This window comes from Bowdeniella nasicola, from assembly GCF_001907295.1.
In the GTDB taxonomy this organism is placed as follows: Bacteria; Actinomycetota; Actinomycetes; order Actinomycetales; family Actinomycetaceae; genus Bowdeniella; species Bowdeniella nasicola.
Genome location: NZ_MQVR01000081.1, coordinates 1 through 11,517 on the forward strand (window position 1 = coordinate 1; position 11,517 = coordinate 11,517).

General features: G+C 66.5%; 11 protein-coding genes. 8 read left to right on the top strand and 3 right to left on the bottom strand.

Annotation, left to right across the window (positions count from 1 at the left end):
- Positions 1 to 84 precede the first annotated feature (84 nt).
- The 6 genes from BSZ39_RS10890 to purM all read left to right on the top strand — a co-directional run bounded on the left by BSZ39_RS10890 (position 85) and on the right by purM (position 6,459).
- Positions 85 to 1,449: a bifunctional metallophosphatase/5'-nucleotidase gene (locus BSZ39_RS10890; RefSeq protein WP_073717358.1), complete on the top strand. Its 1,365-nt coding sequence runs from the start codon at positions 85 to 87 to the stop codon at positions 1,447 to 1,449.
- 132 nt (positions 1,450 to 1,581) lie between these two features.
- The gene (locus BSZ39_RS10895) at positions 1,582 to 1,944 is read left to right on the top strand and encodes a sterol carrier family protein (protein WP_073717359.1); all 363 of its coding nucleotides are present in this window, start codon (positions 1,582 to 1,584) and stop codon (positions 1,942 to 1,944) included.
- Position 1,945: 1 nt separating this feature from the next.
- Positions 1,946 to 2,278, top strand: a complete 333-nt coding sequence (locus BSZ39_RS10900) for a hypothetical protein (RefSeq protein WP_073717360.1) — start codon at positions 1,946 to 1,948, stop codon at positions 2,276 to 2,278.
- Positions 2,278 to 3,774: an RNB domain-containing ribonuclease gene (locus BSZ39_RS10905; protein ID WP_073717361.1), complete on the top strand. Its 1,497-nt coding sequence runs from the start codon at positions 2,278 to 2,280 to the stop codon at positions 3,772 to 3,774. Before BSZ39_RS10900 ends, BSZ39_RS10905 begins: the two co-directional genes overlap by 1 nt.
- 11 nt (positions 3,775 to 3,785) lie before the next feature.
- The gene (purF, locus tag BSZ39_RS10910; RefSeq protein ID WP_083603290.1) at positions 3,786 to 5,342 is read left to right on the top strand and encodes an amidophosphoribosyltransferase; all 1,557 of its coding nucleotides are present in this window, start codon (positions 3,786 to 3,788) and stop codon (positions 5,340 to 5,342) included.
- Positions 5,335 to 6,459, top strand: coding sequence for a phosphoribosylformylglycinamidine cyclo-ligase (gene purM, locus BSZ39_RS10915; protein WP_073717362.1), 1,125 nt, complete (start codon positions 5,335 to 5,337; stop codon positions 6,457 to 6,459). Before purF ends, purM begins: the two co-directional genes overlap by 8 nt.
- A gap of 111 nt (positions 6,460 to 6,570) precedes the next feature.
- On the opposite strand, the gene BSZ39_RS10920 is transcribed toward purM, so the two are convergent.
- Positions 6,571 to 6,759: a DUF3073 domain-containing protein gene (locus BSZ39_RS10920; protein ID WP_073717368.1), complete on the bottom strand. Its 189-nt coding sequence runs from the start codon at positions 6,757 to 6,759 to the stop codon at positions 6,571 to 6,573.
- A 329-nt stretch (positions 6,760 to 7,088) separates the two neighbouring features.
- Here BSZ39_RS10920 and BSZ39_RS10925 point away from each other — a divergent pair, with 329 nt between their 5' ends.
- Positions 7,089 to 7,313: a BldC family transcriptional regulator gene (locus BSZ39_RS10925; protein WP_073717363.1), complete on the top strand. Its 225-nt coding sequence runs from the start codon at positions 7,089 to 7,091 to the stop codon at positions 7,311 to 7,313.
- A gap of 74 nt (positions 7,314 to 7,387) precedes the next feature.
- Here the strand turns inward: BSZ39_RS10925 and BSZ39_RS10930 are convergent, their stop codons facing one another.
- Positions 7,388 to 7,738, bottom strand: coding sequence for a DUF3618 domain-containing protein (locus BSZ39_RS10930; protein ID WP_073717364.1), 351 nt, complete (start codon positions 7,736 to 7,738; stop codon positions 7,388 to 7,390).
- Positions 7,735 to 8,154: a phage holin family protein gene (locus BSZ39_RS10935; protein ID WP_073717365.1), complete on the bottom strand. Its 420-nt coding sequence runs from the start codon at positions 8,152 to 8,154 to the stop codon at positions 7,735 to 7,737. Before BSZ39_RS10935 ends, BSZ39_RS10930 begins: the two co-directional genes overlap by 4 nt.
- A 186-nt stretch (positions 8,155 to 8,340) precedes the next feature.
- On the opposite strand from BSZ39_RS10935, the gene BSZ39_RS10940 reads away from it, so the two are divergent.
- The gene (locus BSZ39_RS10940; RefSeq protein WP_073717366.1) at positions 8,341 to 11,109 is read left to right on the top strand and encodes an ExeM/NucH family extracellular endonuclease; all 2,769 of its coding nucleotides are present in this window, start codon (positions 8,341 to 8,343) and stop codon (positions 11,107 to 11,109) included.
- The last annotated feature ends 408 nt before the right edge of the window (positions 11,110 to 11,517 follow it).

Genomic DNA, 11,517 nt, shown 5'->3' on the forward strand with positions numbered 1-11,517 from the left:
CCTGGGCTTCCGGAACCTGAGCCACTACATCGCCCGCAGCCTCCTCGAGGCCGGCGGATTCAAACCCCGACTACACCCTCGATTGTGAAGAGCCAGTATGGCGAGAATATTGCTCACCTCTCGCTGTCCTACGCTAAGCCCGAGGGTGCGACCGGCTTCTACAAGCCGTCGGTCACCAAGTCGGAAATTCTCGAGGTGAAGAAGCTGGGAGTTGAGCCCGATCCTGCGGTGCAGGCCATCGTCGACAAGGCGATCGTCGACTCTGACGAAAAGGGCAAGGAACTCGTCGGCTACATCACGGCCGACTTCCTGCGTGGCAAGACGGCCAAGGGTGAAGAAAACCGCGGCAGCGAGTCGACGATCGGTAACATGACCGCCGACGCGCACCTTTCCGCAGCAAATGACTCCCAGGTCAAGGCTGACATCGCGGTGATGAACCCCGGCGGTATCCGTGCCGACCTGCTCTATGACGCAGCTAAGGACGGTGCGATCACTAAGAAGGAAGCCGCGATGGTCCAGCCGTTCGCGAACACCCTCATGGTCGTCGAACTGACCGGTGCGGAAGTCAAGCAACTGCTCGAGCAGCAGTGGCAGCGTGACGAGAATGGTGGAGTCCCGAACCGTCCATTCCTCAAGCTCGGTATTTCCGGCTTCTTCTACACCTACGATCCGGGCGCCGAGGAAGGCAACCGCATCAAGACCATCTGGCTGTCCGATGGCAACGAGATGGACATGAAGGCGACCTACAAGGTTGCGGCGAACTCCTTCCTTGCTGGCGGTGGCGACAACTTCCACGTCTTCAAGGGCAAGGCGACCAAGGACACCGGAGAGATCGACCTCGACGCGACGATCAAGTACCTGAAGAATGTCGCGACGAAGGATCACCCGCTCAGCCCCAGCTACCTGCAGCGCTCGATCGGCATCCACGATGCCAACGGCAAGTTCTCGAAGGGGCCGGTCGAGTCGGGCACGCCCATCGAACTCGACTTCAGCTCGCTGTCCTTCTCCGCTGAAGCCTTTGGCAAGGGCAAGGTTCCCACCATGCTCGCCTGTGAATTCAAGCTGGAAGACGATACCGTCCTCGGAACGGCAAAGGCCCCGATCGATAACTCGGTGACCGATGCTTACGACGAGACGGGCCAGGCCAAGATCAAGACGGAGATTCCGGACCTGTCGGATCACGCCGGCAAGAAGCTGTCGTTCATCTGCCAGACGGACCTCGGTGACTCGATCCCGGTTCGCGAGGGCACGATCACCCAGGATGAGACCCCGACCCCGGATCCGAAGCCGACCGATCCGGTCGATCCGAAGCCGACCTCGAAGCCCAAGCCCAAGCCGGAAATGCCGGTCACGGGTGCGGAGACGCAGCACCTCGGCTTCGGCGCGCTGCTCATGGTCGCCGCGGGCCTCGCGGTGGCCGGGAGCCGTCGGGCCGCATTCAAGGGCTAAGTCCTCGGATAGGCACGACCGGCTAGTCCGGTAACGCGCACAGCGGGCGCGGGTGGTATACAACGTACTGCCCGCGCCTGCTGCCGTTGTCGGCGCCATTGCGGTAGTCGGGCTGGCTCCTAGAATGACGGCATGGCCCGAGCACTCGACGAAACGCGCGCCCGCGCCGCCCTCGCGGAATTCGCCCGCGCCGGCACCCTCGCACGCGCAGACCTCTTCCTCGCCGCCCGCTACGCGCTCGCAGAACTCGAACGCCTGCACCCCGGGCGCTCGGTCGAGGTGCGGCTACCGCCGGCCGGGGCGGTGCAGGTCATCGCCGGCCCGACGCACACGCGCGGCACGCCTCCCAACGTCGTCGAATGCCGCCCGCAGGTGTGGCTGCAACTCGCGCTGGGGCTGCGCTCCTGGCAGGACGCCTGCGCATCGGGCGACGTACAGTGGTCAGGAACGCGCGCCGATCTCAGCGCTTACGTGCCGTACCTCGACAAGGAGTGACATGGTCAGCAACACCGAGCGACGACCGGAGCCGGGGGCAGTCGAACCTGCGAAGGCCTTTGAACCCGTCGAGGTCGTGCATCGCGCCGCACCGCGCTACGGCCGGTTCATCCTCACCGGGCTGCTCGCCGGCGCCGTGCTCGCCTTCGTCATCGCGCTCGCCACGCGCGGCTGGTCGCAGCTGTCGACGACCAACACATTCTGGCTGTTGACGATCTCCCTGGGGCTCGGCGGGATGATGGTGGGCGCGCTCGTCGCCTATCTGATCGACAAAAAGTCGCTGCAGGCGCTCGATGCTGAGCTCGCCGACTCCCGCACCGACAAGGAGCGCTAATGCCTCGCAGACGGTTCCTCCTCGCCGCCGAAAGCACCCAGATCGACGCCGCGCTCACCGCGCTGCGCACCGAGCTCGAGATCCGCGAGGACTTCCCGCCCGAGGCCCTCGCCGAGGCCGAGACCGCCGCCCAGCCGCGGCCCGCACCCGGCGAGCAGGCCGCCTCCGGCCGCCCCGCCGTCGCGCCGCTCGACATGCGCGACGTCCCCTTCGTCACCGTCGATCCGCCCACCTCGATGGACCTCGACCAGGCCGCCTACCTGCGCCGCGAGGACAACGGCGGCTACACGATCTGCTACGCCATCGCCTGCCTGGCGTTCATGGTGGAGCCCGGCGGCGCGCTCGATGCCGAGGTGCGCGAGCGCGGCACGTCCGTCTACGGGCCGGGGCACGTCGTCGGGCTCCATCCCGACGTGATTTCCGCTGACGCGGCCTCGCTGCTGCCGGGCGAAGAGCGCCTCGCCTACGTGTGGACGCTGCGCCTCGCGCCCGACGGCAAGATGACGGAGTGGCGCGCCGAGGTGGCGCTCGTGCGCTCGCGCGCGAAGCTCAGCTACGAGCAGGTGCAAGAGTCGCTCGATTCGGGGGAGCCGATCCCGGATACGCCCGCGGATTTCGCGACGCTGCTCAAAGAGATCGGCGAACTGCGGATCGCGCGGGAGGCGGCGCGTGGCGGCGTCTCGCTCGACATTCCCGCGCAGGAGGTCATTGAGACCGACGACGGTTACGTGCTTGCCTATCGCGCGAACCTGCCCGTCGAGTCGTACAACGCGCAGCTCTCGCTCGCGACGGGGATCGCCGCGGCCCGCATCATGCGCGACGCCGGCGTCGGCATCCTGCGCACGCTGCCGGAGGCCGACAAGCGCGACCTGCGGCGGCTGCGACATACCGCGACGGCGCTCGGGCTGACGTGGCCCAAGGACGTCGGCTACCCGGACTTTGTGCGTTCGCTGTCGTCCGCCGACGCGGCCTCGGCCGCCTTCCTCAACGAAGCGACGACGCTGTTCCGCGGCGCCGGCTACCACGTCTTCACGCCCGATGAGCCGCTCACCGAGGACGATCCGCACGCCGCGATTGCGGCCGAATACGCGCACGTGACCGCGCCGCTGCGGCGCCTCGTCGACCGCTACGGCCTCGAGATCTGTGCCGCCCACTGCGCGGGCGTGCCGGTCCCCGCCTGGGCGATCGCGGGGCTCGCGGGCCTGCCCGAGATCATGGCGCGCACCGGCCAGCTCGCGAACCGCTACGAGCGCAGCGCGATCGACCTCGTTGAGGCCGCCGTGCTCACGGGGCACGTTGGCGAAGAATTCACCGGCACCGTGATCGAAGCGAAGGAAGGCCGCGGCACCGTCCTGCTGCGCACGCCCGCCGTCCGCGGCACGCTGCGCGGCGATCTCGAGGCCGGTACCGCGGTGCGCGTGCGCGTCGTCGCTGCCGATCCCGCCAACGGGAAGATTGAGCTGGAGCGCGTCGCCGATCCCGACGGCGGTCAGTAGCACAGCCCACAATGTGGCAGACTGGACGCGTGCGACGCCCAGACGGCAGACTTTCCCTCGATCCTGGCGGGGACGACCCTGCCCCCCGCGACGAATGCGGCGTTTTCGGAGTGTGGGCTCCGGGCGAAGAAGTCGCCCGCCTCACCTACTTCGGCCTGTACGCCCTGCAGCATCGCGGCCAAGAATCCGCCGGTATCGCGACCTGCGACGGCCACACCATCCTCGTCTATAAGGACATGGGGCTGGTCTCGCAGGTCTTCGACGACCAGGCCCTATCCTCGCTGCCCGGCCACATGGCGATCGGGCACGTCCGCTACGCGACGACGGGCGCCTCGACGTGGGAAAACGCCCAGCCGATGCTCGGTCCCACCGCCTCCGGCACGGTCGCCGTCGCCCATAACGGCAATCTCACGAATACGGCGCAGTTGGCCGACGAGGTGCGTCGCAAATACGGGGCGGACCTGCGCGGGGAGTTCGGGCGCGGCTCGTCGACGGATACCGCGGTCATGACGGCGCTGCTGCGCGGGGCGGACCGCGCGCACGACGAGGCCGACGGCGCCGACGGTGCGACCGGTGGGGATGGCCCCGGCGAGGCAGGCGAGGCGGGCGAGGGCGCGCGCGAGAGCCTGCAGGGGGTCGCCCAGCGCATCCTGCCGCGCCTGCACGGCGCGTTTTCCATCGTCTTTATGGACGAAAATACCCTGTATGCCGCGCGCGATAAGCACGGGCTGCGACCGCTCGTCATCGGGCGGCTGCCCGGCGGTTGGGCGATCGCGTCGGAAACCGCGGCGCTCGACATCGTCGGCGCCTCCTTCGCGCGCGAGGTCGAACCCGGCGAGCTCGTCATGGTCGACGAGGGCGGCCTGCGCTCCGTGCGGTTCGCGGAACCCGAGCCGGCCGGCTGCATCTTCGAATACGTCTACCTCGCCCGCCCGGACACGCGCATCGCGGGCACGTCCGTCATGGCCGCGCGCCGCGCGATGGGCCAGGCGCTCGCACGCGAATATCCCGCCGACGCCGACCTTGTTATCGCGACGCCCGATTCCGGCACGCCCGCCGCGATCGGCTACGCGCAGGCCGCGGGCATCCCGTTCGCCCAGGGCCTGGTGAAAAACGCCTACGTCGGGCGCACGTTCATCCAGCCGACGCAGACCATCCGCCAGCTCGGCATCCGGCTCAAGCTCAACCCGGTCCGCGAGGTCATTGAAGGCAAGCGCCTCGTCGTCGTCGACGACTCGATCGTCCGCGGCAACACGCAGCGCGCCCTCGTGCGCATGCTGCGCGAGGCCGGCGCCGCCGAGGTCCACGTGCGGATTTCATCGCCGCCCGTGAAGTGGCCGTGCTTCTACGGCATCGATTTCGCGACGCGCGCCGAGCTCATCGCCAACGGCCTCACCGTCGAGCAGATCTGCCAGAACATCGGCGCAGACTCGCTCGGATTCATCAACCTCGAGGCGATGGTCGAAGCGACCCAGATCGCCGAAAACAAGCTGTGTACCGCGTGCTTTACCGGCCGCTACCCGGCATCGACGCCCCAGGATTTTGTGCGAAAGGACGCCCATGAGTGACAACGCGCCCGGCGCTGATGCCGGACTGACCTATGCCGCCGCGGGAGTGGATACCGAGGCGGGCGACGCGGCCGTCGAGCTCATGAAGTCCGCGGTCGCCGCCACGCACGGCAGCGCCGTCGTCGGCGGTTTCGGATCGTTCGCGGGCCTGTTCGACGCGAGCGCACTCGCGGGCATGACCCACCCGCTGCTCGCCACGTCCACGGACGGCGTCGGCACGAAGGTCGACCTCGCGCGTCGCCTCGACAAGCACGACACGATCGGCCAGGACCTCGTCGGCATGGTCATCGACGACATCGTCGTCATCGGCGCGCGCCCGCTGTTCATGACGGACTACATCGCGTGCGGCAAGGTTGTCCCCGAACGCATCGCCGCGATCGTCTCCGGCATCGCCAACGCCTGCAAGGCCTGCGACACCGCGCTCATCGGCGGGGAAACGGCCGAACACCCGGGCTTGCTCGGCGAGGATGAGTATGACGTCGCGGGCGCCGTCACCGGCGTCGTCGAGCGCGACGCCATGCTGGGGCCGGATCGCGTGCGCACCGGCGACGTCGTCGTGGGCCTGGCCGCCTCCGGCCTGCACTCCAACGGCTACTCGCTTGTGCGCTCCACGCTCGAGCACGCCGACGTCGGCCTGGAAGACCACCACGAGGACTTCGGCCGCACCGTCGGCGAAGAACTCCTCGAGCCCACCCGCCTGTACGCCCCGATTTGCCTGCCAATGCTCGAGCAGACCGACGGCATCCGCGCAATGAGCCACATCACCGGCGGGGGACTGGGTGCGAACCTCGCGCGCGTCCTGCCCGCGGGCCTGCGCGCCCGCGTCATCCGCTCCTCCTGGCTCGTACCGCCCGTCTTTTCGGCCGTGCAGGCGTGGGGCGGCGTGCCCGTCGCGGACCTGGAGAACACGCTCAACCTCGGCATCGGCATGGCCCTCGTCGTCGATCCGGACAGTGTCGACGACGTGCAGCGCCTCGCCTCCGAGCACGACTGCGATTCCTTCGTCATCGGCGAGATCGGCGACGACAACGACCCGATCGAGGGCACGCATATCAGCGGCACGAAGGGCGTCGCGGGTGGCAGCGTCGAGCTGATCGACGACTACCGGCTGGCCTAGCCCAACGCGGCCCCGGCGCTCAGCGCGAGCGAAAATGGGACGCCGAAAACCCGGAGGGCGCATGGCCTTCCGGGTTGGCTCGGCAACTAGCGGTCAGGGCGAATACCGGGGTTAGCGGTATTCCCTCCAGTCATCATCCGTGGCCGGAGGGACCTCGTAGTGCTCGTAGTCAGCGCCATCGTTGCTGCGACGGGCGGACGATAATTCTCGTTCCAAAGCTGCGTAATCGGTCTCCGGGCTGAAGTACTTCAGCTTGCGGGCAACCTTCGTCTGCTTGGCCTTTTGACGGCCGCGCCCCATGGCGTGACCCCCTCCAACGTCGATGCGGGGCGGCATCCAAGCGGATGCGGCCCCTTGGTTTTACTCATGTGTCGTGCCATAACCGTACAATGTTTGCCCCCGTGACGCTATTCCCCATCCAGATGGCGAACGCCACGTGGAGGCAAAAACTAGGGAGATGTCGGGAAAAATCGTCGGTGTAAAAAGCATTTTCGTTCGCGCGTGGCGGAGAGCCGACACGAACCTCGGCCGTGCCGTGGCCGCGACCCCCATGGGACCATCGGCCCGCATTTGTCGGGTGTGACACGCCTAGCCTGGAATACACGGTGTTTGGCTAAGGAGGTCCACCTATGAGTGCGGGTGAACTCATGAGCGAAACCATGCTGACGCCGGGCGAAGTCGCTCGGCTCTTTCGCGTGCGTGCCAAGACAGTGGCGCGCTGGGCCGACGAGGGAAAACTCGGTGTCGTCCGCACCGCGGGAGGCCATCGCAGGTTTCGGTTAAGCGAGGTAGAAGACCTCATGCGCCGTTGCGGCTCGCTTGGGGTCGATGAACACCTCGACGTCCCTCATTAATGCAGCGGCCTATCCACGCATAGCAAAGCGGCCCCGGGATCTCGGGGCCGCTTTGTTCTTTTGCCTGGCTGCGGTTACTTCTTGACCGCCAGCCCGATGAGACCGGCCGCGGCCGCGAGCACGAGCCCGCCAAGCGCGATCGTCTTCACATCGCCGCGCTTGACGTCGTCGACGATAATCTTCGCGTGCATCGAGGCGTCATCCGCGAGGAGCTTCAGCTGCCGGGTCGCGTCGTCGGTGACGGACACGGCGGCCTTGGAAGCATCGTTCGCGACCGACATGAAGCCGGCCTTGGCGCTTTCGATGCCGGCCTTCGGGCTCACCCGGTCGGCCAGCGCATTGACGGAATCTGACAGTTCCTGACGCTTACGCTCCAAGTCCCGCTTGATATCGTCGGCGGAGCGAGAATCCTTCTGCTCACTCATGAGTGCAGTCCCTTCTTGACAGCCTCGATATTTTTTTTCATCCCGCCAACGGGATCGGGGCTGGTGACTTCCTTGGCGGCCTGGAGCTTCTTGTACCCGATGAAGCCGATGATGGCCGCGATCAGCACGAGCACCAGTCCGATAATGAGCGCGGACAGCCACAGCGGCACCGCGTGGGCGAGCCCGTGGATCGCCGAGTACAGGAGCACCGGAACCGAGTACAGCGCGATCAGCACACCCGCAGCTGCGAGCATGCCGCCACCGGCACCGAGCTTGGAGACCTTCTCGGTCAGCTGGGTTTGGGCAAGCTTGATCTCGTCGCGGACGAGCCCGGAGAACTTCTCGGAGATGTCAGCGACCAGCTCTCCTATTGATTTTTTCGTTCCCGGAGCAGGATTGGTTCCCTGAGTACTCACGTGGGTCACTCCTTCATCATCTACGTCGGTGGCGCCTACCTGTGATCCTATCCTCGCGTTAATGGCGCTGTCGTGCACCTTCAATCGGAGGCCGGAAGATCAACGCTGCGCGGTTCATCCAAAGTTTGCTTTCCTGTGCCTACAATCGTGAGGAATGCCAGTTACCATCCGCAGGAGTATTTTCCCGTGAAGCAATATCGATCCGCGCTCGCGCTGGTCGCGGCAGCGTCCCTGGCTGTGCCAGTGGGCCTCGCAGCGATTCCCGCGTCAGCGGCCCCCTCCAAGGACCTCATCATTTCCGAGGTCTACGCCCGTGGCGGTTCCAAGAACCAGCCGTTCAAGAACAAGTTCATCGAGATCTACAACGCGGGTAAGGACCCGGTCAGCCTCGAAGGCAAGTCCGTCCAGTACCGCTCGTCGAACGGTCCCAAGGCCAGCGAAGTCGCTCCCCTCAGCGGCGAGCTGAAGCCGGGTGCCACCTACCTCATCGCCGGTAACTCGAATGGCGATAATGGCGCTGACCTTCCCCCGGTCAACGCCACGAGCAACCTTGCTCTGAGCGGCACGAATGGCGTCGTGATCCTCGCCGACACGACGACGCCCCTGACCCTCGAGGCCGGCGTCGTCGACCCCGAACATGTCATCGACTTCGTCGGCTACGGCACCGCGAACGTCTTCGAGACCGCGGCCGCGAAGTATACGGGCCGTAACACGAACCCGGGCGCGATCGCGCGCACGAGTGCGACCGACACGGACAATAACGCCGTCGACTTCACGTTCAACGTCGAGGTCACCCCCGGCACCGTGCCGTGGGGGAGCACCGACCCGGACCCCGAGCCGAGTCCGGATCCCGATCCGGATCCGACGGAGCCCGTGACGATCGCCCAGATCCAGGGCACTGGAGCTGCCTCGCCGCTCGTTGACCAGCAGGTCACGGTCTCCGGCGTCGTCACCGGCACCCACTTCACCGGCGGCTTCAACGGCTTTTACATCATGGACGAAAACGCCAAGCGCACCGCCCGCACCGCGGCCGACGCCTCCGATGGCCTCTTCATCTACGCACCGAAGCTCTCCGTGCCCGGCGGCGATCTCGCCGTCGGCGATCGCGTTACCCTGCGCGGCACGGTCACCGAGTTCTACCAGATGACCCAGCTCAAGGACATCACCGTCGTCGAGCGCACGGCCGGAGCCCCCCTCGCCCCGGTGCCGTTCACGTTCACCTCGGATGCGGATATCCGCGAAGCCTACGAAGGCATGCTGGTGGCGCCGCAGGGCGACTACGTCGTGTCGGATAACTACCAGAACATCACGAACTACGGTTCGCTGAAGCTCGCCTACGGCAAGACGCCGATCGTCCACCCGGGCGAGCTGTACAACCCCGTAACGAACCCGGAAGAGTGGGCCGCCCAGGACGCGCTGAAGACCACGATGACGATCACGCTCGATGATGGCGCGACGACGAACTTCCGCAACGTCACGGACGTCCCGCAGCCGTACATCGACCTCACCGGCGATGCGCGCGTGGGCGGCCCCGTGAACTTCAAGGATTCGGGCGTACTGCTCGACTTCCGCTTCGACCAGTGGAACTACCAGCCGATCCACCCCGTCAACGGCGCGGATAAGGCGAGCGAGCCGGTGACCTTCACCAACACGCGCACGGGCGCCCCCGAGAACGTCGGTGGCCAGGTGCGTCTCGCGTCGTTCAACGTGCTGAACTACTTCACCGACCTCGGCGAAGACGAGGCCGGCTGCCGCTTCTACTCCGACCGCGAAGGCAACCCGACGACGGCGAACCGCTGCACCGTGCGCGGCGCCTACTCCAAGGCCGCATTCGAACGCCAGCAGACCAAGATCGTCGCCGCGATCAACAAGCTGACCGCGAACGTCGTCGCGCTGGAAGAAATCGAAGCGAACTCCTCGGTCGATAAGTCGAAGAACCGCGATGAGGCCCTGTCCAAGCTCGTGGCCGCGCTGAACGCCGATGCGGGCTCGGCCAAGTGGGCGTTCGTCCCGTCGCCGGCCGGCGTGCCGGAGGGCGAGGACGTCATCCGTACCGCCTACATCTACCAGCCGGAGTTCGTGCAGCCCAAGGGCGATTCGCGCATCCTCACCGATGCCGCGTTCCACAACGCCCGCCAGCCGCTCGCGCAGACGTGGCAGATCAAGAACGTGGAGTCCGACGAGGGCGATACCGTCGTCGACACCTTCGTCACCGTCGTGAACCACTTCAAGTCGAAGGGCTCCGGCGTCGACGATGGCACGAACCAGGGCAAGGCCAACCCCGATCGCATCGCGCAGGCGACCGCGCTGAAGGACTGGGTTGCTGGCAGCGAACATCCCGTCTTCCTGCTGGGTGACTTCAACGCCTACACCAAGGAAGACCCGCTGCAGGTGCTCTACAAGGCGGGCTACACCGATCTCGGTGAGAAGTTCTCGCTGCCAAAGACCTACCTGTTCGGCGGTCAGGTCGGCTCGCTCGACCACGTGCTCGCCAACGAGGACGCCCTCGAGATGGTGACCGGTGCGACCGTGTGGAACATCAACTCGGTTGAGTCGATCCTGCTCGAATACTCGCGTCACAACTCCAACATCAAGGAGCTGTACGCACCGGATCAGTTCCGCTCCTCCGATCACGACCCGGTGATCGTCGGGATCAAGCCGCTCGTCATCAAGGGTGAGCCGACGCCGGAGCCCACTGATCCGACCCCGTCGCCGGACCCGACGGACCCGATGCCGACCCCGGATCCGACCGACCCGGCCCCGACGGCAGAGCCCACGAGCGGCCCGACGGCGGAGCCGACCCCGGCTCCGAGCGATCACGGCAAGCCCGGTCTGCCGGGTGATCCGAGCAAGCCCGGCCTGCCTATCACGGGCGCCGAGGTCATCGGCATCGCGCTGCTGGCACTCGTGCTGATCGGCGCCGGCATCGTGCTGGTGCGTCGTCGCAGCAACTAACCGAACGCGCCTGCGGGCGTGACCAACGCTAGAGGCGGTCAGGAGAGCAATCTCCTGGCCGCCTTTGGCGTTTTCGGGCGCTACTGTAGACCCAAGAAAAACGTGGGCGCGTCGGCGCCCGATGCACAAGGGGAGGGACGAGACATGACTCGGTCGCGTGTTCGTTGGGCCCTATCCGCGCTGGCTGCCGGCACTTTAGTGCTCGGAACCTGCGCCTCGAACAGCACCGTGACCGAGAGCCCGGCGCCGGAGCCGAGCCCCACGGTGACGGCGTCCGAGTCCGCGTCAGCCACGCCGCAGGAGTCTGCGTCGGTCAGGGTCAAGTCCCTTGTAGTGGTGTAACGGCGTTTTCCTCTCGTTTGGGGTTTTAGCTTGCTAGTGCGGGCGTGTCGGTATCGGTCATGGTCG

Excerpts from the sequence above, each read along its gene's own strand:
- BSZ39_RS10895 (WP_073717359.1), top strand. The coding sequence starts at position 1,582 with ATGGCCCGAGCACTCGACGAAACGCGCGCCCGCGCCGCCCTCGCGGAA.
- BSZ39_RS10900 (WP_073717360.1), top strand. The coding sequence starts at position 1,946 with ATGGTCAGCAACACCGAGCGACGACCGGAGCCGGGGGCAGTCGAACCT.
- BSZ39_RS10905 (WP_073717361.1), top strand. The coding sequence starts at position 2,278 with ATGCCTCGCAGACGGTTCCTCCTCGCCGCCGAAAGCACCCAGATCGAC.
- purF (WP_083603290.1), top strand. The coding sequence starts at position 3,786 with ATGTGGCAGACTGGACGCGTGCGACGCCCAGACGGCAGACTTTCCCTC.
- purM (WP_073717362.1), top strand. The coding sequence starts at position 5,335 with ATGAGTGACAACGCGCCCGGCGCTGATGCCGGACTGACCTATGCCGCC.
- BSZ39_RS10920 (WP_073717368.1), bottom strand. The coding sequence starts at position 6,759 with ATGGGGCGCGGCCGTCAAAAGGCCAAGCAGACGAAGGTTGCCCGCAAG.
- BSZ39_RS10925 (WP_073717363.1), top strand. The coding sequence starts at position 7,089 with ATGAGTGCGGGTGAACTCATGAGCGAAACCATGCTGACGCCGGGCGAA.
- BSZ39_RS10930 (WP_073717364.1), bottom strand. The coding sequence starts at position 7,738 with ATGAGTGAGCAGAAGGATTCTCGCTCCGCCGACGATATCAAGCGGGAC.